Origin of the sequence: Acinetobacter sp. YH12040, from assembly GCF_013420005.1 — a bacterium.
GTDB lineage: Bacteria > Pseudomonadota > Gammaproteobacteria > Pseudomonadales > Moraxellaceae > Acinetobacter > Acinetobacter amyesii.
Genome location: NZ_VOZB01000001.1, coordinates 217,880 through 241,694, shown reverse-complemented (window position 1 = coordinate 241,694; position 23,815 = coordinate 217,880). Strand labels below are relative to the sequence as shown.

The 23,815-nt window shown below is 39.5% G+C and carries 20 protein-coding genes and 1 pseudogene; 12 read left to right on the top strand and 9 right to left on the bottom strand.

From position 1 onward, the window contains the following. Positions 1 to 371 precede the first annotated feature (371 nt). On the top strand, positions 372 to 551 hold the full coding sequence (locus FTT99_RS01120) for a hypothetical protein (protein ID WP_180129394.1): 180 nt from the start codon (positions 372 to 374) through the stop codon (positions 549 to 551). A gap of 60 nt (positions 552 to 611) precedes the next feature. Here the strand turns inward: FTT99_RS01120 and FTT99_RS01115 are convergent, their stop codons facing one another. Both FTT99_RS01115 and FTT99_RS01110 read right to left on the bottom strand, forming a co-directional pair. Then, positions 612 to 2,069, bottom strand: coding sequence for a sensor domain-containing diguanylate cyclase (locus FTT99_RS01115; protein WP_180129423.1), 1,458 nt, complete (start codon positions 2,067 to 2,069; stop codon positions 612 to 614). Between the two features lie 197 nt (positions 2,070 to 2,266). Continuing rightward, positions 2,267 to 3,055: a hypothetical protein gene (locus tag FTT99_RS01110; RefSeq protein ID WP_180129395.1), complete on the bottom strand. Its 789-nt coding sequence runs from the start codon at positions 3,053 to 3,055 to the stop codon at positions 2,267 to 2,269. 294 nt (positions 3,056 to 3,349) lie between these two features. Here FTT99_RS01110 and uvrB point away from each other — a divergent pair, with 294 nt between their 5' ends. The 7 genes from uvrB (at position 3,350) to FTT99_RS01075 (ending at position 12,939) form a co-directional block, all read left to right on the top strand. Continuing rightward, a complete protein-coding gene (gene uvrB, locus FTT99_RS01105) occupies positions 3,350 to 5,371 on the top strand; it encodes an excinuclease ABC subunit UvrB (RefSeq protein ID WP_180161165.1) in 2,022 nt (673 codons plus the stop codon). Between the two features lie 155 nt (positions 5,372 to 5,526). Continuing rightward, the gene (locus tag FTT99_RS01100; RefSeq protein WP_180129398.1) at positions 5,527 to 6,120 is read left to right on the top strand and encodes a lipocalin family protein; all 594 of its coding nucleotides are present in this window, start codon (positions 5,527 to 5,529) and stop codon (positions 6,118 to 6,120) included. Between the two features lie 127 nt (positions 6,121 to 6,247). After that, positions 6,248 to 7,180 (top strand): EamA family transporter RarD, encoded by a 933-nt coding sequence (gene rarD, locus FTT99_RS01095; protein WP_180129400.1) that lies wholly within the window; start codon positions 6,248 to 6,250, stop codon positions 7,178 to 7,180. 218 nt (positions 7,181 to 7,398) lie between these two features. Next, positions 7,399 to 9,075, top strand: coding sequence for a hypothetical protein (locus FTT99_RS01090; RefSeq protein WP_180129401.1), 1,677 nt, complete (start codon positions 7,399 to 7,401; stop codon positions 9,073 to 9,075). A 711-nt stretch (positions 9,076 to 9,786) separates the two neighbouring features. Then, a complete protein-coding gene (locus FTT99_RS01085) occupies positions 9,787 to 11,244 on the top strand; it encodes a glyceraldehyde-3-phosphate dehydrogenase (RefSeq protein WP_111885541.1) in 1,458 nt (485 codons plus the stop codon). A gap of 309 nt (positions 11,245 to 11,553) precedes the next feature. Then, positions 11,554 to 12,255, top strand: coding sequence for an MFS transporter (locus FTT99_RS01080; RefSeq protein ID WP_218949873.1), 702 nt, complete (start codon positions 11,554 to 11,556; stop codon positions 12,253 to 12,255). Positions 12,256 to 12,258: 3 nt separating this feature from the next. Next, on the top strand, positions 12,259 to 12,939 hold the full coding sequence (locus FTT99_RS01075) for a hypothetical protein (RefSeq protein ID WP_078190209.1): 681 nt from the start codon (positions 12,259 to 12,261) through the stop codon (positions 12,937 to 12,939). Positions 12,940 to 12,999: 60 nt separating this feature from the next. Here FTT99_RS01075 and FTT99_RS01070 read toward each other — a convergent pair. Continuing rightward, positions 13,000 to 13,856 (bottom strand): annotated as a pseudogene (locus FTT99_RS01070) (SDR family oxidoreductase). Positions 13,857 to 13,971: 115 nt separating this feature from the next. Here FTT99_RS01070 and FTT99_RS01065 point away from each other — a divergent pair. From FTT99_RS01065 to FTT99_RS01050, 4 genes are all read left to right on the top strand, one after another. Then, positions 13,972 to 14,346 (top strand): helix-turn-helix domain-containing protein, encoded by a 375-nt coding sequence (locus FTT99_RS01065; protein ID WP_180161163.1) that lies wholly within the window; start codon positions 13,972 to 13,974, stop codon positions 14,344 to 14,346. A gap of 213 nt (positions 14,347 to 14,559) precedes the next feature. Beyond that, positions 14,560 to 15,774 (top strand): Obg family GTPase CgtA, encoded by a 1,215-nt coding sequence (gene cgtA / locus FTT99_RS01060; RefSeq protein ID WP_078190204.1) that lies wholly within the window; start codon positions 14,560 to 14,562, stop codon positions 15,772 to 15,774. A 40-nt stretch (positions 15,775 to 15,814) separates the two neighbouring features. After that, on the top strand, positions 15,815 to 16,948 hold the full coding sequence (proB, locus tag FTT99_RS01055) for a glutamate 5-kinase (protein ID WP_078190202.1): 1,134 nt from the start codon (positions 15,815 to 15,817) through the stop codon (positions 16,946 to 16,948). A 90-nt stretch (positions 16,949 to 17,038) separates the two neighbouring features. Continuing rightward, positions 17,039 to 17,716, top strand: a complete 678-nt coding sequence (locus FTT99_RS01050; RefSeq protein WP_180161162.1) for a GNAT family N-acetyltransferase — start codon at positions 17,039 to 17,041, stop codon at positions 17,714 to 17,716. Here FTT99_RS01050 and arsH read toward each other — a convergent pair. The 6 genes from arsH to FTT99_RS01020 all read right to left on the bottom strand — a co-directional run bounded on the left by arsH (position 17,615) and on the right by FTT99_RS01020 (position 23,358). Next, complete coding sequence (arsH, locus tag FTT99_RS01045; RefSeq protein ID WP_180155934.1) at positions 17,615 to 18,319, bottom strand: arsenical resistance protein ArsH; 705 nt, start codon at positions 18,317 to 18,319, stop codon at positions 17,615 to 17,617. The two genes, FTT99_RS01050 and arsH, sit on opposite strands and share 102 nt — an antisense overlap. 1 nt (position 18,320) lies before the next feature. After that, positions 18,321 to 19,361 (bottom strand): ACR3 family arsenite efflux transporter, encoded by a 1,041-nt coding sequence (gene arsB, locus FTT99_RS01040; RefSeq protein WP_180161161.1) that lies wholly within the window; start codon positions 19,359 to 19,361, stop codon positions 18,321 to 18,323. Then, complete coding sequence (locus FTT99_RS01035) at positions 19,361 to 19,834, bottom strand: arsenate reductase ArsC (RefSeq protein ID WP_078191858.1); 474 nt, start codon at positions 19,832 to 19,834, stop codon at positions 19,361 to 19,363. The genes arsB and FTT99_RS01035 overlap by 1 nt, the downstream gene beginning before the upstream one ends. Continuing rightward, entirely contained in the window at positions 19,831 to 20,160 is a 330-nt protein-coding gene (locus FTT99_RS01030) for a metalloregulator ArsR/SmtB family transcription factor (protein WP_078191857.1), read from the bottom strand. Before FTT99_RS01030 ends, FTT99_RS01035 begins: the two co-directional genes overlap by 4 nt. Before the next feature lie 113 nt (positions 20,161 to 20,273). Further along, positions 20,274 to 22,469, bottom strand: a complete 2,196-nt coding sequence (locus FTT99_RS01025; RefSeq protein WP_180161160.1) for a TonB-dependent siderophore receptor — start codon at positions 22,467 to 22,469, stop codon at positions 20,274 to 20,276. A gap of 187 nt (positions 22,470 to 22,656) precedes the next feature. After that, on the bottom strand, positions 22,657 to 23,358 hold the full coding sequence (locus FTT99_RS01020) for an SIMPL domain-containing protein (protein WP_078191855.1): 702 nt from the start codon (positions 23,356 to 23,358) through the stop codon (positions 22,657 to 22,659). Positions 23,359 to 23,815 lie beyond the last annotated feature (457 nt).

Here is a 23,815-nt window from a genome sequence, read left to right as displayed (position 1 = left end):
AATGTTATAGAAAACAAGAATAAACGTAATAGTCCTGTAACATTCTTGATGATTTGTATTATTTGAAGGCTTTAATTAGGTATTTGTGTAAAAAAATCGAACATTTTTGAAATTTAGAAATGGTTCTATCTATTTGTAAATATTCAATATTTATTGACATAATTGACAGTGTGTTGGTTGATTTGGGTCAATAAAATAGTTTAAAACGACCATATTCAAAGCACTTTTTTGTGCTGTTGTCCTCTATAGATATAAAAATTCATAGCTAATCATTGGGTCTTTATATGTCAATCGGGGCTAATCACTCAAAGCCTTTTACACCAAAACCATTTTTTTTGTACAATAGCGCCAGATTCAATTGAGTTATTCGTATGAGTACGCAAAACCCTCCCAAGAAAAAGGCTTTAGTTAATTTGCCTTTTCCGATTAAAAAAGCTGAAGATAATGCTTCGGATGAAATCTTTGAAGCTATGCGTCCAAAACCTCAGCGTTATGCTGACCGTACTTGGATGCCACCACGCGGTACACGTCGTTCGATGGGTAAGCGTTAAAAGATTTAAATAAAAAAGCCATGGTTCAAACCATGGCTTTTATATTGTAAATTATTGATGTTAATTGCGTATTTCAGACTGAATTCTTCGGTCTTTATTGAGATAATACTTTTTCTTCTGACGGTACATGTCCAGATCTGCACGTTTAAGCATATCTTCCATCCGTTCATTTAGTTCATTGGTGGCACAGCCAATAGAGATACTCATCGGTTGATTAGAATAAAACTGGTTATCGACCAATAACAACTCATTCAAACTTTGTAAGCAGTTTTGCAGCGCTGCATCATCTGCACCGGGTAATAGAATGACAAATTCATCACCGCCAATGCGCGAAGCAGAATAGGGTGTATGCTGAATAAGTTGGTTTAAAATGTTGCCCAGACGTCTGAGGATACTGTCACCAGCATCGTGCCCAATACTGTCATTGAGTTCTTTTAGTCCATTTAAATCAATAAAAATACAAGAAACAGGACGTAATTGATTGCGTTCGAGACGATTGAGTTCTGCGATATAAAATGAACGGTTATAGAGTTTGGTCAGGACGTCATGCTTACCTAAATATTCAAGATAATTTTCAGCCTTTTTACGTGCGGTAATATCAGTCAGCGCAACCTGCACGGTGCTCCAGTCATCGAGATAATCGGGAAATACAGTAAATTGCAGCAAGACATGGCGAATACTGCCATCAAGTGCATAATTTACGACTTCACGTTGATGATGTAGATTGCCATTCCAAAGTTCAATCAATTGTTCTTTAAAGGTTTGCAGCATTTCTTTGGCAAACACTTTATGTACATTTTTGAGTAATATTTCTTTGTTTGGAGCACCAAATAAATCAAGCGTGGCTTGATTGACGTCAACGATCAGTATTTCTTTAATGCACTCTTGTACAAAATCGGGATGAACATCCAAAAAAGTCACAAAGTCTTCGATTTCTAAAGCGCGTAGCTGATCTAATTTGATTTTAATCCGGCTAAAATCTTCGACCCAAAGAGAGGTCGGAGAATAATTAAAACGCGCTTCTGCCAAATGACGACTTTGTTCTTGTAAACGGCAAGCTTCAGTATAAGAGGTGATATCTTCAGTCGTAATTAAGACGGCAGATAAATCCTGCTCATGACTCGGTAGCACGATGCCTTTGAGTTGAATGTCTAGGCGTTGTCCACTGAGCGTATAGTTCACGGCAGAATGGGAAAAATGCGTTTCACCATTCCATAATGTAACCAATTCTCTAATATGTGTTTGACACATCTCCGCCTGAAAAACTAAATCAAGGTTTTGACATAAATGTTCAAAGTCACGTGCTTGATACAGTTCTAACGTTTTTGTATTGACCTGTAAGATTTTTATTTTTCTTGCACATTGCAGAATTCGTGATTCATCTTGTTGAAGAAAAGTGGCGAGATCCTGCACACCTTGCTGACGCCAGAGATCAAATTGTTTTTTGACTTCACTGTAATCTTCAAGCCACATGGCAATGGGGGATAGCTCAAAAAAAGGAGAATCTAGCATGTCTATTTTATGTGCTCGTCATTCTTTATGATAATGTCAGCAAGTAGTATAAGACGAAAAAAATGATATTAAAATAATGTGATATGTAAAATAAGTTTTATTTTTAATGTGACATAGGTCTCTAAAAACCATTAATCAACTGTAGAAAAAAGCCAATATAGACATTGGCTTTTTGGGTGTTTCAAATGTGGTGAAAAGAGCCTTTAGCGGCTGGCTTTACGGGCTTTATTTTCAGGCTTTGGTGCAGCGATTTCACGTTCAGCTTTCCAAACATCGATGAAATCTTTTTCATTGATATTGTACAGTTCAAGTAGGGCTAAAATAACGCCGCCAAACATCATCGGGCCTTCAGAATTACTTTGAAACTCAAATATTTTCCCGTTGAGAGCATGCAAAATATCTTCAATTTCAAAAATACGGTCACGACCATTACTGTCTGTTGGGTACATTTGGGTATTCAGGACAATCTTCGCAAGACTTTTTTCATTATCCGTTAATGCCAACACATCAACCAACTCATCTGTTGAAGGTGCGAAAATAACCGAATCTCGATAAATCGTATGTAAAAGTTTCGAGGTCAGTTTTGGTAATGCTTTTTCAACAAAAGGACGGAAAGAAATCGGAAAAATCACATTGCTTGAAATGCCCTTAAACATCGGGGCAATTTCTTCAACTTTATAGCCAGCGACCCCACAACCGATCGAGGTAATGAAGTATTTAGTTTTCGGATGATTTTTTGTATAGATTTTAAAATCATCGACATAGTGTTGAATTTGCGACAACGGCATTTGTTGTAAATGCTCATTCATGGTTGGAATCGCAAAACTTTGACCTGCCCATCCACGACCAATACCATTCATTGCGCCAAAATGCTCTAGTGCGGTACGCGCTGCACCGCCTGCATGTTGACCTGCCATATTGCTGCCAAAAACAAAAATAGTATCTTCGGGTAGGTTTTTAACAATACTTTCGTCATGATATTGGTAAGTCATAAGTTTGATCTGTGGCGTCCTTTTGTTCATGTTGCAGGTGAAATTTACATAGGTCAAGTATCAATAAGGGATAAATGAACGCTTTATTCCTGAGTTTTTTTAGAGCCAAGAGTTTCCTCAAGAAAAACATGCGAAATCAGGCGAATTATTTTTCAAACATAAGAAAAATCTATGGGGTTATGTTGAATTATAATTTTTCAGTCTGTACACGCCTCTGGTATTTACATAAATTTAGCGTTGTTTTGTGCAACTTTGCCCTCATAATAAAGCCATATAAAACTGTTGAAGAAGAGTGTGATGCAGGAACAGCCTTTTGAACTGGTAACACAATATCAGCCGGCAGGTGATCAGCCTCAAGCGATTGAGAAATTGGTGAAGGGGATTGAAAAAGGAATGCATGATCAGTTGCTCTTAGGGGTAACAGGTTCAGGTAAAACCTATACCATGGCAAATGTGATAGCACGCACGCAACGTCCAACGATTATTATGGCGCATAATAAAACTTTGGCTGCGCAGCTTTATGGCGAGTTTAAAGCCTTCTTTCCGCATAATGCCGTGGAATACTTCGTCAGTTATTATGACTATTATCAACCCGAAGCCTATGTTCCATCTTCAGATACTTTTATTGAAAAAGATTCATCGATTAATGATCATATCGACCAAATGCGTCTTTCGGCAACACGGGCATTATTAGAGCGACGTGATGCAATTATTGTAGCGTCAGTTTCAGCTATTTATGGTCTGGGTGATCCCAATGCTTATATGAGTATGCTTCTGCATATCGTGGAAGGAGACCGTATTAGCCGTGATGATATCATCCGTCGTTTGGTGGAAATGCAATACACCCGAAATGAACTCGAATTTTTACGGGGCACATACCGTATTCGTGGTGAAATTATTGATATTTTTCCTGCTGAATCTGATCAAAATGCCATTCGAATAGAATTATTTGATGATGAAGTTGATTCAGTTCGATGGTTTGATCCATTGACGGGCAGAATGGTCCGTAAAGTGCCACGTATTACGATTTACCCAAAAAGCCATTATGTAACACCTAAAGATAATTTACAGCGTGCAATTGGAACGATTCGTGAAGAACTCGCAGAACGACTAGGATTCTTTCGTGCAAATGATAAATTACTCGAAGCACAGCGTATCGAACAACGTACACGGTATGATTTAGAGATGATGCAGCAGCTTGGCTATACCAACGGTATTGAAAACTATTCACGCCACTTGTCTGGCCGTCCTTCTGGTGAAGCACCTCCGACTTTGTTTGATTATGTACCTGATGATGCTTTATTAATCATTGATGAATCGCACGTTACCGTTCCGCAAATTGGGGCTATGTATAAAGGTGACCGTTCACGTAAAGAAAATTTGGTCAATTACGGTTTTCGTTTACCAAGTGCGCTTGATAATCGCCCAATAAAATTTGAAGAATGGGAGCGGATTATTCCTTCGACGATTTATGTCAGTGCAACGCCTGCACATTATGAAATGGAAAAGTCTGAACAAGTCGTTGAGCAAGTGGTTCGACCCACAGGTTTGGTCGACCCTGAAATTGAAATTCGTCCAGTTTTAACGCAAGTGGATGATGTATTGTCAGAAATTAATAATCGTAAAAACTTAAATGAACGTGTATTGGTTACGACATTAACCAAACGTATGGCAGAAGATTTAACTTCATATTTGAAAGAATATGGCATTAAAGTCGCTTATTTACATTCAGATATTGACACTGTTGAGCGCACTAAAATTATCCATGAATTGCGTTCGGGTGTATACGATGCAATTGTTGGGATTAACTTACTGCGCGAAGGCTTAGATATGCCAGAAGTGTCTCTAGTCGCCATTTTAGATGCAGACAAAGAAGGCTTCTTGCGTTCTGAGCGTTCTTTGATTCAAACCATTGGTCGTGCAGCGCGTAACTTAAACGGTAAAGCGATTTTATATGCAGATCGTATGACTGACTCCATGCAAAAAGCCATTGATGAAACGGATCGGCGTCGTAATTTACAAATCGCCTTTAATCTTGAACATGGCATTACACCACGTAGTGCTGTACGCCAAAACGTTAATGATATTGATACTGGTGAACTGCTGACAGATGATGAAATCGATGAAAAAATTTCAGATCAGGCCAAGGCATTAACTGCAGATGAACGTCATTTGATGTCGGATCCGAAACTTCTGGCAAAACATATGAATAAGTTGGAAAAAGAAATGCTAAAAGCGTCTAAGGAATTACAGTTTGAACAAGCGGCTCGTTTACGCGATGAAATCTTGCGTTTAAAAGCACAGATGATTTCATAATTTTGTTAGACAAGATGCGGAATATTGTTTGAATGACATACATAATTCAGACAAGAAAATGATTTTTAGAGCAATTTTTTCCGCTAGAGTAAAAACACGAGAGAAAGAATTACTTAATTTTTATCGATAATTTTGCAGCGAAATGAGGCATAAAAATGACAACGAATATTCCGAAAGCTGGTTTTAGGCTCGCAAAAATTGCACTTGGTGCAGCAGTGTTAATTGGTTTAGGTGCAGCTACAATGGCCTATGCACAGACGAAACCATTACAGACTGTGGAAAAAGTTGAGCTCGATCGTTATTTAGGTATGTGGTATGAAGTAGCTCGTAAGCCTATGGTTTTTCAAAAAAGCTGTGACCGTGATGTGACTGCGGTTTACACGCTAAATGAAAATGGCAACATTAATGTAAATAATCGCTGTGTATCTAAAGATGGTACCAAGAAGCAATCAATAGGCGAGGCATTTGTACAAAATGCACCGTTTAACTCGAAATTAAAAGTTAGTTTCTTACCAGAAGCCATTCGTTGGTTGCCTGTGGGGCGTGGTGATTATTGGGTACTCAAAGCCGATGAAGACTATCAAACAGTTTTGGTGGGTGAGCCACGTCGTAAATATATGTGGGTTCTTTCTCGTTCGGCTCATCCAGGTCAGGAAGTGATTCAGGAATATTTAAATTATGCGCAATCTGTTGGTTATGATTTATCAGATATTATTCATACCAAGCAGACAGTGAAACCTAAAACCTAAATATTTGAACAAATGCTAAAAAACCATGCCTGTGCATGGTTTTTTATTTGCTAGAATGTCCAGATGAAAAGCTTGATTCATCAAGCAAAATATCAAGATTATGTAGTCATTTGGACTGGAGTGAAAGATGTATAAAGGCGTTGCATTGTCTGTATTGGCATCGGTCACTTTCGGTATTTTGTATTTCTTTACCATCTTTTTAAAACCTCTAGATAGCGAGCAAACTTTTGCATGGCGCATGTTAGCGACCTTACCATTTTTAACCTTATTTATGTGGTGGATGAAAGATTTAAACAAAGTCAGTGAAATTTTTTGGCGTGTGGTCAAGCAACCGATCTTTCTCATTTGGTTAATCATTAGTTCATTTTTATGTACTACACAGCTTTGGTTGTTTTTGTGGGGACCAATTAATGGCCGAGGGCTAGAAGTATCTTTAGGGTATTTTCTATTGCCCTTAGTGATGGTTCTGGTTGGATGTGTACTGTATAAAGAAAAGCTGTCTAAATGGCAGATGGCTGCCGTGGCATTGGCAATTTTAGGGGTCGGCCACGAAATTTGGCGTATTGGCAGTATCGCGTGGGAAACTGTTTATGTCGCTGTGGCTTATCCGATTTATTTCTTTTTACGTCGTACCTTTAAAACCGATCATTTGGGTGGTTTTTGGTGGGATCTTTGCTTAATTTTGCCTGTAGCCTTTTATTTAGGATTTATTCACAGCGATAGTTTAGTGCTGATGTCGTTATTCCCGTATCTGATTTTGGCGGTTTTAGGACTGGGTTTTCTGAGTGCGCTTGGCTTAGGTAGCTATATGTTGGCGAGTCGTTATTTGCCATTTGTGATTTTTGGTTTGTTGAGTTATTTAGAACCCGTGTTGTTAGCTTTTGCATCCATCGCATTGGGGGAGCGAGTAGAAGCCGAAGAATGGCTGACCTATATTCCAATTTGGGGTGCGGTATTGTTATTGGTGATAGAAGGTGTTTTGCATCTGTTTAAACAAAAGCAAAATGAACGTGCGCTAGCAAAAAATGTAAAAGCGTTAAATGATCGAATCGATTCTTAGACTGAAAATGCTGGTACGATAAATTGATCAGTTTACAATTAATGCTTGCTGTTTTTTAATAAAATCTTAAACTTAGAAAACTAAAACACGCCATGATTCAATTTATTGTTTAGGAAGAACAGCATTGAATGATGGTGTACAAAAATATTTATTTTAGATAAAAATAAACTGAAATCGATAAAAGATCGATTAAAGAACCAAGATACAGGAAGCAGTCAGTGGTTGTCCCATTTCATCAAAGCGCTAAACTTTTACAGCTAGAGCCTGTGTTGGATCAGCATTGGCGGAGTATTGTATCTGAAGTATGCACTGATCTTGATCAATCCAATTTAGCACAGATACAGCAGGTGTTATCGCAAAAAGGTATTCGTTGGGAGTCTTCATCACAGTCGTATCAAAGAGATGTACCGATGAATTTGGGCATGCTGATGAAAGTACTAAAATATGATATCATGCGTGAGCATGCACAGTATTTGGCAACACAGCTTGAAGAACTTCGAACATTGACAATGAGTATTCAAGTTGCGCAAAAATTAGAAGAAAACCTACTCTATATCAATAAAATAGATGCAGAAAAAGATTTTGAATTACAGTATGAAAAAAATGTATTACATCAGCATTTCATTTTAAATGCCGCACAAATCATTCGTGAAATGGATTTGATTGCGCCGAGTGATGCACGTCAACTCACTGCTCTGCAAGTTAAAATTTTCTTGATCGAAATTTTCTTAAAGTCACATATGTTAGGGCAAGTTTTTGATGCTTCTATCCCGAAATCATCTGAGGTTTGGCAACATCCGATTTTTAAATATTATTTAAAGCGTGAACAAAAAACGCGATATTTACAAATTGTACAAACATCTGAGTTTATTTATATTTTGTCGCCTGATTTAGATTGGACGACGCAGTATTCAGCAACTCGATTTTTATCTACAAAGCATAATGATGCCTTAGCAGACGAAATTTTTAATGGGGTGGCCATAGATTTAACTACTGCTTTAGAGAATCAGCAGATCGAACAATTAAAATTTCGAGTCTCAAAGTTGGCATCCATTGCAGGTTTTATACATTTAGATCTACAAAATTTAATGCAGCAACTACATACACGGGTAGATAAGCATCTACTTTTAATGCTGCATGTAGAGGATGCTACTCAATTAGCGACGGTTTTATCTGCTTTTGAGCAGCAGTTCAATGCATTGATTTTGAAGCCATTGCATCAGACTGTTCAATATCAACTGAGTGAGCAGATACAGCATGATTTTGTATTTTTCCATAGTATGCAAATATCTCAGAAGCTCATCACGAGTCTAAAAGTCTTGAGTAGTTGCCCGAAGTTTGAGGCAAATTTGGAGTTGAAACGACTGCGCCTTCAACTACAGGCTTGGCAGGTGCTTTTGTTGAAACGGCGGACGCACATTCTTTATGTTCAAAACGAAGATGAGTGGGAGTTTCATCATCAGCAGTCACAGCAAATTTATATGGCGTTGAAGGCGCTCTTGCAGCCGATTGATGATCAACAGAAGATCTTTGCTACAGAAGAAACTGTAGAAAATATGGGTACCCATGGCGCGTATGTTGGATTTTCCAAACGCATGACGAAAACAGGGGATTATGAAAGCCTTGAAGCCGATGCTTTAAAAGCGCAGCAGCAAAAAAAGCGCCAGACTTATATGCAGGTTTTAATGTTGATGAAGGAACATGCGTCACAGCTCGTCAATCTTGATTTTGAACCATGTGAAAATGCCTTAAACGTGCAATCTTTTAGTGATCGGAGATATTTTGCGATTAGTACTGGAGAGAATGGTTTGAATGCACTTCCGAAAATATTAGAGCTGAGTGTAAATTTCTTTGATTTTAATCTGGAAAAGTTTGCTGAGAATCTGAAAAATTAACAGAATTTTAAATATTGATCTGACTTTAAAACTAATGTTAGGCAGTAACATTAGAGGTGTAATTTGATTCAAATAAAAGAACGATACGCGGTAATGTTATCCGCAATTGTCTAAGACAAGGTTACTTCTAATAAAAAATGTTTTTGCGATACTTTGAATGAATTGACGGTAGTGAACGAGTTTTGTGGTGAGGAGCATTGCTCCGCAAGATGGTTTCCTTACGAAACGTTGTTTCTCATTTTGCCAAATGAGAAACAACGTTTCGTAAAAGTACCTCCAGCTGAAAGCTAAACCCTTTATTCAAACCTCAGATGTAAGACTCCGTCGAATATTCTTAAAAATCATTTAAAAATGTGAAATTATTATTACGAGCTTAACATCAGTAAAAATACTATAAATTAAGCAAAATAAAAAACACCACAATTTGAACAATATAAATATTCGTTCATCTTTGAGCTAAATATGCAGAGATCTGGTTGATAAAACTACATTTGAAATTTTGTGACAAAAAACTGCGAAAAAGCAGGTTTTTCAACTTTCGGCTATAAAATCATAATACTAATCATGATTATTTTGAAAACTTATAGTGAATATATAACAAAATAACCTTGTCGAAATCTGCTTTTAGATTCATTAATTTTCAGTTTTCCATTACAATTGTGGGGTTTTGAAATTTATGCTTAGATTTACAATTAATTAGAGGACGTATCTGTGAGCAAAGACACTATCGTTGCCCTACATGCAGAGCACCAAGGTCGCTGGAAAAACCGTGAAGAAATCGCGGAACGTATGATTGCCCTAGTGGGTCAGTTATATCGTGAAAAAAACATCGTAGCTACAGTATACGGTCGTTCTTTAATTAACCGTTCGGTTATCCAAATTCTTAAAGCGCATCGTCGTACTCGCGTACTTGACGTTGAACTTTCAGTTGTGAACACTTTCCCAATTCTTGAAGCTTTGGCGAAAATCGAAAACATCGGTACTGCTGAAATTGATCTTGGCAAACTTGCTGTTGAGTTCAAAGAAAAAGGCGGTGATGTTGACGCATTCGTTGCTGACGCTGTGAAATCACTCGAAGGCAATGCAACTAACGTTGAAAACCGTGATGTTGTACTTTACGGTTTCGGTCGTATTGGTCGTATCCTTGCACGTTTGATGATCAGCCAATCTGGTCTAGGTCGTGGTCTTAACCTTAAAGCAATCGTTGTTCGTAAATCATCTGACGGTGACTTAGAAAAACGTGCGTCTTTATTACGTCGTGATTCTATTCATGGTCCATTCGCAGGTACAATTTCTGTTGATGAAGAAAACGAAGCAATCATTGCTAACGGTAACTTCATCAAAGTGATCTATGCGTCTAACCCATCTGAAGTTGATTACACTGCTTACGGTATTAACAATGCACTTGTAATCGATAACACAGGTAAATGGCGTGATTCTGAAGGTCTTGCACAGCACCTTAAATGCGCTGGCGCTGCACGTGTAATTCTAACTGCACCTGGTAAAGGTGACATGAAGAACGTTGTATACGGTGTGAACCAAGCTGACATCCTTGATGAAGATACAATCATCTCTGCTGCAAGCTGTACAACAAACGCGATCACACCAACACTTAAAGTGTTAAATGACAAGTACACAGTGATCAATGGTCACGTTGAAACAGTTCACTCGTTCACGAATGACCAGAACTTAATCGACAACTACCATAAAGCTGACCGTCGTGGTCGTGCTGCTACTTTAAACATGGTAATCACTGAAACTGGTGCTGCTAAAGCGGTAGCTAAAGCACTTCCAGCGCTTCAAGGTAAATTGACTGGTAACTCAGTACGTGTACCTACTCCAAACGTATCTCTTGCAATTTTGAACCTTACTTTGGGTCAAGATGTTGACCGTGAAGAAGTGAATGAATACATTCGCCAAATTTCAATCAACTCTAACCTTCAAGGTCAAATCGGTTATACAAACTCAACTGAAGTTGTATCGTCTGACTTTATCGGTTCACGTACTGCTGGTGTGTTTGACGCTCAAGCGACAATCGCTTCTGGTAACCGTTTAACTGCTTATGTTTGGTACGATAATGAAGTGGGTTATAGCTGCCAAGTATTGCGTATTGCTGAGCAAATGGGCGGTGTAAGCTATCCAAAAGTTCCTGCTGAAACTAATGCTTAATTAGTTCACGCTGTAAAAAAAGGGCCTCATTTGAGGCTCTTTTTTTATCTAAAGAGTATGGGTTAAAAACTTAAGGCATAGATGACGAATGGATTGATCAAAAACATCAAAAGTTCTTGTTTTTTCTGCCACTGTTAGATGAGTGTAAGTCATTTATAATGAAAAGCTGACTAAAATGTTCAAGTTTTAAGTTAATGAAATTATTAAAGAATTAAATACAAAAAAATTGCAAACTGGTTTGTATAATGTGTTCAAAATGAGACTGTAAAAAATAAAAAGCAAAAGGAATTTAGTTTGCAAGCAAAGCACATGCTCAGTGGATTGGCATTTATTGTGTTTGCTGCGCTCTGTGGTGTACTTATCGCCATTTGGGTGTTTAAGCACTTTAATATTTATATCCCGCTAGAAAATCAGAACGTCAATATTGACCTGCAAGAGCCGTTACAAGCCGAAGTCAAAATTCATAATGCCTTGGATGTGGACGTGACAGGGCGGGTGAATGCTGAAATTCCGATACATGAAAATTTAAATATTCCCTTAACTCAAACGCTGACACCACGGGTGTATTTTGATAATCAAGTCCCGATCAAGACCACGATTCCAGTACGTGAAACTTTGAAAGTGAATCAAAACCTTCCTGTGAATACCAAAGTAAAAGTTAAAGTCATGGGGCAAGATGTGACTTTACCACTCAAAGGTGATATCCCAATTCAATTGGATATTCCAGTGAATATGAATGTGCCTTTGGAGCAAAAAGTACATTTAAAGTTTGATGCACCAGTCAAAACAGTGCTGAAAGAAAACCTACATATTCCACTGAATGCAAATTTAAAAACCAACATTCCTATTGAAGGTAATTTAAATGTTCCAATTAAAACGGCATTAAAAGCGACAGTGGATGTGCAAAATACGTTGCCGGTTCAAATTAAAAAAGGCGAATTAGTCATTCCACTAAAAACAATGCGACTCAACAGAGAGCATGCCAAAACTGAAGCGAAAGCTCAGGAGTAAGCCATGTGGATATTTCAATCGGCGAAGCGCATCATTTTGAGTTTTATCGCAGTTGCGTTATTGGTTGCGGTACTATTTTGGTTGTATTTAAATATTTATGCGTCGATGCAAGTACGTGCAAAAAATGCTGATATTCAATTGTCGCATTCACTACCCACCAAAATTTCCGTTGGTAATTATTTGCAAACGCAGTCTATTGGGACTCTGGATACGCAGATTGCTTTAGATCGGAAGCTGCAACTACCATTAAAGGGAAAATATCTGGCAGATTTGCAGTTTAGTGTAGAGGTTCCGATCTCTGTGGATATTGATTATTCCACCAATATTCAAATTAACCAGACGATGCCGCTTGAGGCGACCACGGATTTGGTGATTAAAAATAAACTCGTGCCGAAATTTCCTTTAAAAATGGACATTCCTGTCAAGTTAGATGTGCCTTTTCATTTGAAAAGAACCTATAACATTCCTATTCGAATTAATTTTAATGGCCCTGTGTATTTTGAGTTTAATGAAAAAGTCGATTTGCATGTGGTACATCAGTTTGCACCACAGCTAAAACTTAATGACCCGATGACCATGCGAAAAATCGCAACCTTTAATGCTACGATGTATAACGCAGAGCGTAATACCAAGGCAAATTTAGATATGAATATGGATTTGCCGATAAAAAATGTACATCCCTAAGCGTAATTCAACTCAAAAAAAAGCCCGAATCAATTCGGGCTTTTTTTAATGGATTGGATCTTATTTTAAAGCGGCTTGAACAGCACTATGTAGAGTAGTGGTTGGGTGTCCAAGTAACTGTTCCAAGTCCTTACGATCACTTTGCATCGCACCGTCAATGCTATTGATATCGGCATCGACGATCACATCTACAAGACCAGCGGGCAAGCCAGCTTGTAATAGGCCTTGTGTGTGTAGTCTTCTGCTGTTAGATTTTGATAGTGGACCTTTTGACCTGAAACTTGCTGTAAGGTTTCAGCAAGCTGTGTCAAGGTGAAACTGTCTGAGCTTGCAAGTTCATAAGTTTTATTCTCATGACCAGCGCTTGTAAGCACTTTTGCAGCTGCTTCAGCATAGTCAGCACGGATCGCTGCATTAATTTTTCCATCCTTTGCTGCACCAAATAAGGTACCTGTTTCCACCACATGCCCAGCAGCAGCAAGATAGTTTTCGACATACCAGTTATTTCGTAAGAAGGTATAGGTTAAACCACTAGCTTGAATCAGACTTTCTGTTTCACGATGCTCTTGAGATAAACCCAATGGTGACGTATCTGCACGTAACAGGCTGGTATAAGCAAGATATGGAACTTTCGCTTCTACTGCAGCATCAATTACGGCTTTGTGTTGTGGAGTACGACGACCAATTTCATTGGCAGAAATAAGTAATAATTTATCGACACCTTGTAGTGCAGGAACCAGTGTATCTGGTTGATCATAGTCAAAATGACGCAGTTCGATGCCTTGAGCTTGTAGGGACGCTGCTTTTTCTGGCGAGCGAACTAAAGCGATGATGTTTTCGGCTGCGGTTTCTTTCAATAAAAATTGAAGGACCAATTGGCCTAGTTGACCTGTTGCACCTGTAATTGCGATTTTCATATTTAAACCCTCTGATTGTTGAATAAATGATCTTGATGGTTGAATCTTAATCTGTTAACTTACTAAATGTAAGTACGTACCAAAAAGTAAGTTAGTGACTTTGAGGAAAGATTTAATGAACACATACGCTACAAGTAAATTATTAGGTCAAGTTTTATCCACGGACTGTCCTTCTCGAGAAATATTGGAACATCTCACCAATAAATGGTCAGTATTAGTTTTGCGTTGTTTGACTGAAGGGCTGCACCGTTTTAGTGAACTTAAGCAGCGGATCGAAGGGGTGAGCGAAAAGATGCTGGCTCAAACGCTGAAAATGCTCGAGCAAGATGGTTTTATTTTACGGACAGTCTATCCAGTCGTGCCACCCAAAGTTGAATATCAACTGACTTTAATGGGCTCGCAGGCTGCAGAAAAGTTAATGCATCTGATTGGTTGGGTTGAACGAACCTTGCCTGAAATTATTGAAGCCAAGGAAAATGCACGTAAATAGCTTTCAGAAATGGGGAGTGAAATTCGTTTGCCATTTATCAAAGGTATTTTGATGATGAGCTAAAGATTTTCGAGCTAGGTGCGGATTTTCCTAAAAATTTGCATCAGCACCAAGATGAATGAAATTTATAGTATTGCTGAATAATATTGTTCGAGAAATTCTTTAAAATATGGCAGAATAAGCGGTTTTAAAGTTTTTAGAGGATTGGCAAACATGCGCTTTGTTGATGAAGCAGTCATTACCGTAGAGGCTGGCGACGGTGGCAATGGCGTAGCCAGTTTTCGCCGTGAAAAATTCGTACCATTTGGTGGTCCAGATGGTGGTGATGGTGGTCGTGGCGGTAACGTATACGTTCAAGCCGACAACGACACAAGTACCCTAGTAGATTATCGTTATACACGTAAATTCCGTGCAGAACGTGCTAAAAATGGTCGTGGAGCGAACTGCTCAGGCCGTGGCGGTGAAGATACCGTATTGCTCGTTCCAGTGGGCACAACAATTGTAGATACAGAATCTGGCGATATCATCGGCGACTTAGTGGCTGACGGTCAGCGTGTGTTAGTGGCAGCAGGTGGTGAAGGTGGTTTGGGTAATACTCACTTCAAATCTTCAACCAACCGTTCTCCACGTAAATGTACACACGGCTCAAAAGGCGAATATCGTGAAATTCGTCTTGAATTAAAAGTACTCGCAGACGTTGGTTTGTTGGGTATGCCAAATGCGGGTAAATCAACCTTTATCCGTGCAGTTTCAGCAGCAAAACCAAAAGTTGCAGATTATCCATTTACCACTATGGTGCCAAACCTAGGTGTGGTTGATGCCGATAGTCACCGTTCATTTGTAATGGCGGATATTCCGGGTCTAATCGAAGGGGCTGCAGAAGGTGCAGGTCTAGGTATTCGATTCCTGAAACACTTGGCGCGTACACGTATTTTATTGCACATCGTAGATGTTCAACCGATTGATGGTTCTGACCCTGCGTATAATGCAAAAGCAATTTTGGAAGAGTTGAAAAAATTCTCCCCAACACTTTCAAAATTACCTGTTGTATTGGTACTCAATAAAGTAGACCAATTGGCGGCTGAAACGCGTGATGAATGGTGTGATCACATTCTCGAAGAGTTGCAGTGGAAAGGCCCTGTATTCAAAACTTCAGGTTTAACGTTTGAAGGTACTAAAGACGTTGTGTACTACCTGATGGATCAAATTGAAGAACAGCGCGAACGCGAAACTGAAGATCCTGAATATGCAGCAGAAGTTAAAGCGTTCCGTGATCAGCTTGAAGCTGAAACACGTGAGCAAACGCTTGCTGCGAAAGAAGCATATCGTGAAATGCGTCGTCAACAACGTCTGGCAGGTCAAGGTGAAGACTTTGATGATGAATTTGAAGACGGTGATGATGAGGCAGAATCGTACTACGTACGTTAATTGCTGAATAAGTGTCAAAGCAAACAAGTCTGAGGACAAGATGATAGAAGTGGTAGATGGGCAACGTCAGCTCAAGGGTTGTAAACGTATCGTTGTTAAAATCGGATCATCACTACTCACAGCAAACGGAAAAGGGTTAGATCTGGATGCAATCTCGCATTGGGCGGGACAAATTGCAGAACTACACAATGCAGGACACGAGATCATTCTTGTGTCTTCCGGTGCTGTAGCTGAAGGGATGGTTCGTATGAATTTGGACAACCGACCCACAGATCTACCCAGTCTACAGGCTTGTGCTGCCATTGGTCAGATGGGCTTAATTCATACTTGGTCAAGCGTTTTAGAACAACGTTCTATTCGTACAGCTCAAGTTTTATTAACCCATGATGATTTGGCTGACCGTCGTCGTTATTTAAACTCTTGTGATGCCTTGCAGCATTTGATTGATTGGCGTGTGATTCCTGTGATCAATGAAAATGACACAGTGTCGACTGACGAAATCCGCTTTGGCGATAACGATACTTTAGCTGCGATGGTGGCTGGACAGGTTCATGCAGACCTCTTGGTGATTCTAACTGACCAAGAAGGTATGTTCGACTCTGACCCTCGTTCGAATCCAGATGCAAAACTGTTCCATACAGTACGTGCAATGGATGAATCATTATTCGATATGGCTGGCGGCGGCGGTAAATTCGGTCGTGGCGGTATGTTGACCAAAGTTCGTGCGGCACGTTTGGCAGCCAAGTCAGGTTGTCCAACAGTCATTGCGAGCGGCGATAGCGACAATGTACTTTCACGTGTGATGGCCGGTGAATTACTCGGTACCTTATTCATTACGGATAATGACCGTGTCACAGCCCATCAACAATGGTTAGCTGCACATTTACAAACAGCTGGTCGTTTAGTGATTGATGATGGCGCAGTCAAAGCCATTCGTGATAATCACCGCAGTTTATTACCTGTAGGCGTGAAAGCGGTTGAAGGGCATTTTGAACGTGGTGATGTGGTGGAATGTGTCGATACACAAGGTCATCGTGTTGCCGTAGGTCGTGTAAACTTCAGTTCACGTTCGGCAGAAATCGTTAAAGGTTTGGCCTCAGATAAAGTTCATCAAGTTTTAGGGGAAGCCCGATCACTTGAAATGATCCATCGCAATCATATGTCGATTTACTAAATTGAAAATCAAAATCCTGCTTCCGAGCGGGATTTTTTATGGCATGCCATTTGAATATAACGATAAAAATAGTAATAAGACGAGAAGAATATGAGCGAAATTCAATATTTAAACCTTCAAGATCTAAAAGATGAGCAGGCTCAACTGTGTGAATTATTGGCCCAATGTGTGCAAGATGGTGCATCACTGGATTTTTTAGCAGAAGAATCTAAGTCGCACTATGATGAATATTGGTCTGCTGTGGCAAAAGATATTCAAAAGCATAAAACCTTTTTGTGGGCGGCGCTACAAAGCGGTGAAATTGTGGGCACAGTACAATTGGTTCGTGCCACCAAAGCCAATGCACTGCATCGTGCTGAGATTGAAAAACTTATGGTGCATCCAAAGGTACGTCAGCAAGGCATTGCTCATCAACTATTCACACTTGCAGAAGATCAAGCAAAACATTTGAACTTGAAATTACTTGTACTTGATACGCGTACAGGCGATGTCTCTGAAAAGCTATATGAAAAATTTAACTTTATAAAAGCTGGGATCATTCCGCAATTTGCATTGAGCCATACAGGTACAATAGATTCAACGACATTATTTTATAAATTATTAGTTGAAGTTGAAACGGATGGATATTTTAGACCAAAACTCCTGCACAGATGCAGGAGTTTTTCATTAAAGGTTCTTTTGATTAACTCGTTTAGAGAGTTCTTCCGCACTTTCAACTCGTTCAGAATAGCGATCTGTGAGGTAGGCAGATTGACCACGTGTGAGTAGGGTAAATTTGTATAATTCCTCCATCACATCGACAATGCGAGTGTAATAGGAGGAAGGTTTCATGCGATCATTTTCATCAAACTCTAAAAATGCTTTCGCAACGGAAGATTGATTTGGAATCGTGATCATCCGCATCCAACGCCCAAGGATGCGCATTTGGTTAACAGCATTAAAAGATTGCGAACCACCACTGACTTGCATTAACGCCAGCGTTTTACCTTGAGTAGCACGAATGGCACCTGCAGCTAAAGGAATCCAATCAATTTGTGCTTTCAATATAGAGCTCATCGCACCATGTCGTTCTGGCGAACACCAAACCATGCCTTCAGACCATGCAAGTAATTCATGTAATTCCTGAACTTTAGGATGGGATGTTTCAGCATCTTCAGGCAGAGGAAGACCTTTAGGATGAAAGATTTTGACTTCTGCACCAAAATGTTCAAGGATTCGACCCGCCTCCAATACCGTTAAACGGCTAAATGAGCGTTCACGGTTAGAGCCATATAGCAGCAGAATGCGTGGCGGATGTTCAAGTGCTTTTGCTTGAACATGTTCAAAACTCGGTGTCTCAAGTAAATCTAGTTGAATATTGGGGAGCTTCATTTTAGTTCTCGTTATACCATTTGCGTTTTAACCATAGCGATACACTCACTAATGCAATTAGCACAGGGACTTCAACCAATGGGCCAATAATCGTGGTAAATGCAATCGGAGATGCGATACCAAAGGTGGCGATGGCAACAGCGAGGGCAAGTTCAAAATTATTACCCGCTGCTGTAAAGGATATGGCAGTGGTTTTGGCGTAGTTATTGCCCATCCATTTGCTCATCAAAAAGCTAATGAAAAACATCACCACAAAGTAGATCGTGAGGGGGATGGCAATACGCAGTACATCCATTGGAAGGCTCACAACATCTGCACCTTTGAGGCTAAACATCACCACAATGGTAAAGAGTAATGCGATTAAACTGATGGGGCTGATCTTAGGTATAAATTGATTTTTATACCAAACCAGACCTTTTTGTTTTACCAATATGGCACGCGTCAGGAAACCGAGCAGGAAGGGAATACCTAAATACACCAATACTGCATGTGTGATGGTCCAAAAGCTGACTTGGATCACTTGTGCTTCTATACCAAAATATGGCGGTAAGAAACTCAAAAAGAACCATGCGTAGGTACTAAAAAATGCAATTTGGAAAATACTGTTAAATGCCACTAAAGCCGCAACGTATTGGTTATCTCCACAAGCGAGATCATTCCAAACCAGAACCATAGCAATACAACGTGCTAAACCAATCAGAATCAAACCGGTCATGTATTCAGGGTAGTGTTGTAAAAAAACGATCGCCAAAATAAACATCAGGCAAGGTGCGATTAACCAGTTTTGAAGTAGTGAAAGGTATAAGGTACGTTTATCTTTAAACACTTCAGGCAGGGCTTTGTAATCCACTTTAGCCAAAGGCGGATACATCATCAGGATTAAACCAATGGCAATCGCAATATTGACATCACCGATATTGAGTTGATTTAAAGCCCTTGAAGCACTTGGAATATACACGCCAATCGCAATGCCTAGCCCCATTGCGATAAAAATCCATAGCGTTAGATTGCGGTCTAGAAATGACAGTTTTGCAGCAGCCATTATTGAATCTCTGAAATTTTTTGGATTTCTTTGTTAAGCTCTTCACGACTTAATTGCTTAAAATCGAGTGCAAATAAAGCATCTAAACGGCGGTTAATATGCGCCACGGTATCAAGAAAAGCTGCAAGTTTTACGTCATCTGCAAGCTCTAAATGGGAAGGGTCTTCTAAACCCCAGTGTGCTTTGATGGCAGAGCCTAAGTAAATTGGGCAAGCTTCTTGAGCTGCAGAACCACAGACAGTAATTACCACATCGGGTTGGTATTGTTCACATGCTGTGATGGTTTTACTCGACAAGCCCTCAGTCGGTAGATTGAGGTTATGTAGGGTTTTTAAGGTAAATGGGTGGACTTGTCCTGAAGGTTTACTGCCTGCGCTATAAGCACGGAAACCTTCAGGGGCACGCTGGTTAAAAAGTACTTCGGATAAAATGCTGCGGCAGCTATTGCCAGTACATAGAAATAAAAAATTCATAGCGTTTCACACAATGTGGTAGTGCCTTTCGGGGAGTTTAAATCGAGGTCTTTAAATCGTTCTTGGTGACGCATGACATCGAGTATTTGTGTACACCAAGTAGGCAGTGCAGGGTGAATGGAGTAATAGACCCATTGACCTTTACGTTGATCACTCAGCACACCTGATGAACGCAGTAATGCCAAATGACGCGAAATTTTAGGTTGGCTCAATTCAAGGGACTCAGTGAGTTCGCAGACGCAGAGTTCACCTTTACAAGCCAACAGCATGATGATGTTCAGACGAGTCTCATCTGCAAGTAATTTGAAAAATTCAGTCTGTTCCATGTTTATCTGTATATATGGATTTGCATATATCTTTGCATGTGAACATATGGATGTCCATATGTATTGTTCAATAAAAATCCCACACTTGGTGGGATTTTTATATTTAGATCAGTTTAAAAGTCGAATGAAGTTTGTAAAAAGAAAGTACGTGGCTGACCAATATATTTACCACCGGTTGTATCTGATGAACGGGTGAAATACTGTTTATCAAATACATTCTTGATGCCAGCGGCAACTTTAACCCCTTGCAGCGAACCGCTAAAGTCATAGCCTGTACGTACAGCGAAAGTTGAATAGCCTGGAATATCGCCCAGTTTACCATTTGCCGTTTCTTCAGTTTGGTAGATGCCAGAATCTTGGTTGCCGGGGGCACGTTGTTTAGATTGTGCATACATGTCGGCATTGATTGACCAAGCATCATATTTATAGCCTAAGCCAAAGTTTGCGACATTTTGTGAGTAGAATGGCAAATCTTTACCTTTAAAGTTACCTGCTTCAGCAACCGCTTTGGTATAGGTGTAATTACCATAGGCTTTTAAGCCTTCGAGATTTTCAGCTAAATGTCCAAAGTCATAGCTAAAACCGGTTTCGATCCCTTTATGACTTGTAGCACCGAGGTCAGTCCAAATGCCATTGTTTGCAGCATCACGTTCTAAAATCAGTTCTTTGTCAAAATCTAGATAAAACGCAGTCAATTCAGCACTCAAACCATTGCCTAAATATTTGGTACCAATTTCATAGTTATTAGACTTTTCAGGATGTAAGCCATCTAAGGTGGTGACCGCTGTAGTGCCTTGTGTTTTTGCTAATTGGTTATATTGCTGTGGACCAAAAGATACACCGGCATTGGCAAAGAAATTCCAATGGTCTGTTGCTTTATACAGGATAGCTAAACTTGGCAAAAATTCATCTGATTGGATCGATGGATGAACAGTATTTTGTAATACGCCATTTTTATAGGCACTAAAACTGTTCTGGGTGTCAATCGATTCAAAACGAACGCCGGGTGTAATATTCCATTTACCCAGTTCTATACGGTTATCAATATAAGCTGCGTGTGCTTTGGTGTCACCCGCACTACGGGTACGTGCAATAAACTGACCAGGTTCAGCATCTGCAGCGTATTCAGTACGGCCTGCGAATTCGGCGCTTTCTTCATCCATATAACGGTAGCCTACAGTCACTTCATTCAGCGTGCTACCTAAGCTATAGCTACGAGAATAACGTGGCTCAATGGCAAAGACTTTATAATCACGCGGTGAAGTATCTAAGCGATGATTGCCATTGGTTAAGGTGGATTCAAGATTGCTGGTACGGAATGAATCGATGTAATAACTTAAAAGTTCAAAGTTGTTCGTGTCATCTTTATGTGTATAACGCAGCGATACATCTGAACGACGGCCAGTGAAAAAATCACGATAATGCGACGTTTGATATGGATTTGCTTCGAATTCAGCAGTGCTTAAACCTTCAGGCATTTCACCTGTACCATCGTAGTGATGTAAATTTAACGCGATTTTATCCTGATCAGTTATGTCATAAGCGGTTTTTAACATGACATCATCAATGTCATTTTTATTGTTCGCTTCACGATAACCATTGCCTTTAGTGCCTGAATAAAGCAGGGCTAAGCCTAAACCATTATCTAATGTTCCACCAACGAACAGACTAGGACTTAATTTTACCTGATCTGTACCTGTTGCATATTCAGAGTTTAAAGCTATAGTTCCTTTAAATGATTCAGGAATGCTACGTGTGGCAAAATTGATAATACCACCGACATTTTGTGGCCCAAAACGGACAGAACCTGCTCCACGGACTACATCAACAGATTCTATATTTCCTAAAGAGACCGGTGCCATAGAAAGCTGTGGTTGTCCATAAGGTGCAAATGACATCGGTATGCCATCGATCAACACGGTTGAACGGGGAGAAAGACGAGAGGTTAATCCTCGAACACCGATATTTAATGAAACATCGCTGCCGCCAGTACCATTATTTTCTTGAACCTGAACACCAGGAACTTGGCGTAACGCATCTTTTAGAGATGTTGCTGCGCTTTCGTTTAAGCGTTTACGGTCAATAATGGTCCGCGCACCGGCATGCTTTTGCACCTTTTTTTCATTGGCGTTTTCCAGCCAGTTACCTTGAGTTTCAATGGTGATGGTCGGTAAAACATTAGCTTGCGCGGTATCTGTATTTTCAGCAGCAGAAGCCATAGTGGCAACCATGCTTATACCTACGGCAATACTCAGCGGTAATAAAGGGAAGTTTTGAAGTTTTGAAGATTTTTTGCTTGAACTATACATAAAAGTGTGAGCAATGGAGAGAGTGCGCGTATCATAATCTTGCGTGTGATAAATTTAAATAAGGATGATTATCATTTAAAACTATGAATTTGACTAAGCTAATAGACTTTTTAATTTAAATAAAGAATAGGTGGATTTTATAATTAAAAAAACCGCGCTAAAGCACGGTTTCTTAAAATGAATTTAATTATTTGAACTGGATAGAGCCATTTGCACTGACCGTGATTTTAGATTCACCACCTGCCATTTCTTGTTCAGGAATAGCATCGGCACTTGCAGCTTTCATCATCGCCATACGCGGAACTGGCTGACCACCATAATTGCTGGTATTTAAATTAATATTAACTAAGTTGTAGCCTGATTTATTCCATGCCTGAGCGAGCGCTTGGGCACGTTGTTGAAAGTTTTTGGATGCTTCAACCATCAGTTCATTTTCAACTTTTTTACGCTGTGCATCTGACACACTAAAGCTGATGGATTGAGTTTGGAAATTTTGTTGTAACTCGCTCACCAATTGGCTAGCTGCTTTAAAGTCTGTACTTTCTAAACGCACTTCGGCACGACCACGCCATTCTTTCAATTTACGACTGTCATTGTCATAAATCGGGTAGGTGCTTTGAGATCCCGTTTCGATTTTTACCGCAGGGTATTTACGGGCTGTGTTCACCGCTTGGGTCATCAATTGGTTGATTTGGGTAGCAAGTTCAGCCGGCTGTTTATTTGATTTTTCAATATATAAAACGGCATACATTTGGTCGTTCGACACTTGGCGAGTAGCATCCGCCTGAATATTCACGATGTTGTAATTGAGTGGGTCAGCTGCTTGAGTTGCTGCTGCCAAACCTAGACCGGATGCTAATAAAACAGTGGATAAGATAATTTTACGCATTGTTATGACCTATTCTTCTTTCAGAATGATTAATTTAGCTTATGCTGTTATCTTAAAAGGGGATTGTGATGGATTAAAGGAAAATCTGTGGTGGGATTGTAAATCTTTCAAGAAAAATAAATGTAGTGCTTGATGAATTATTTATTTAAATAATCAGTACTTAGTTGTTTAAATAATTGATGATTACAATAATCATTCATAAGTTGTAAAAAAGCATAAAATAAAAAGGTTTTCTTTGTTTTGTCACACTGTAAGATGATAATTCAAGATATCCATGGAATAGATCTGTTTTTTCTCTAAATTATCTTTTTATTTGATCATAAAAGTGATTTATTTTCTTGAAAAAGTCTGTATCATCCGCCTCCTAGTTAGCCCATACTCAAAGAGCTTTTAAAGCTAACTAGAAACTCATAAAGCACCGAGTCAAAGGACCGCAAGTCACCCGACTTATTTCTTT

What these genes read in the sequence shown, in the direction of transcription:
- FTT99_RS01065 (WP_180161163.1), top strand. Translation starts at nt 13,972, where the DNA reads ATGAACACATACGCTACAAGTAAATTATTAGGTCAAGTTTTATCCACG.
- cgtA (WP_078190204.1), top strand. Translation starts at nt 14,560, where the DNA reads ATGCGCTTTGTTGATGAAGCAGTCATTACCGTAGAGGCTGGCGACGGT.
- FTT99_RS01120 (WP_180129394.1), top strand. Translation starts at nt 372, where the DNA reads ATGAGTACGCAAAACCCTCCCAAGAAAAAGGCTTTAGTTAATTTGCCT.
- FTT99_RS01020 (WP_078191855.1), bottom strand. Translation starts at nt 23,358, where the DNA reads ATGCGTAAAATTATCTTATCCACTGTTTTATTAGCATCCGGTCTAGGT.
- FTT99_RS01080 (WP_218949873.1), top strand. Translation starts at nt 11,554, where the DNA reads ATGCTCAGTGGATTGGCATTTATTGTGTTTGCTGCGCTCTGTGGTGTA.
- FTT99_RS01035 (WP_078191858.1), bottom strand. Translation starts at nt 19,834, where the DNA reads ATGAATTTTTTATTTCTATGTACTGGCAATAGCTGCCGCAGCATTTTA.
- FTT99_RS01100 (WP_180129398.1), top strand. Translation starts at nt 5,527, where the DNA reads ATGACAACGAATATTCCGAAAGCTGGTTTTAGGCTCGCAAAAATTGCA.
- FTT99_RS01075 (WP_078190209.1), top strand. Translation starts at nt 12,259, where the DNA reads ATGTGGATATTTCAATCGGCGAAGCGCATCATTTTGAGTTTTATCGCA.
- rarD (WP_180129400.1), top strand. Translation starts at nt 6,248, where the DNA reads ATGTATAAAGGCGTTGCATTGTCTGTATTGGCATCGGTCACTTTCGGT.
- FTT99_RS01030 (WP_078191857.1), bottom strand. Translation starts at nt 20,160, where the DNA reads ATGGAACAGACTGAATTTTTCAAATTACTTGCAGATGAGACTCGTCTG.
- FTT99_RS01110 (WP_180129395.1), bottom strand. Translation starts at nt 3,055, where the DNA reads ATGACTTACCAATATCATGACGAAAGTATTGTTAAAAACCTACCCGAA.
- FTT99_RS01050 (WP_180161162.1), top strand. Translation starts at nt 17,039, where the DNA reads ATGAGCGAAATTCAATATTTAAACCTTCAAGATCTAAAAGATGAGCAG.
- FTT99_RS01025 (WP_180161160.1), bottom strand. Translation starts at nt 22,469, where the DNA reads ATGTATAGTTCAAGCAAAAAATCTTCAAAACTTCAAAACTTCCCTTTA.
- arsB (WP_180161161.1), bottom strand. Translation starts at nt 19,361, where the DNA reads ATGGCTGCTGCAAAACTGTCATTTCTAGACCGCAATCTAACGCTATGG.
- arsH (WP_180155934.1), bottom strand. Translation starts at nt 18,319, where the DNA reads ATGAAGCTCCCCAATATTCAACTAGATTTACTTGAGACACCGAGTTTT.
- proB (WP_078190202.1), top strand. Translation starts at nt 15,815, where the DNA reads ATGATAGAAGTGGTAGATGGGCAACGTCAGCTCAAGGGTTGTAAACGT.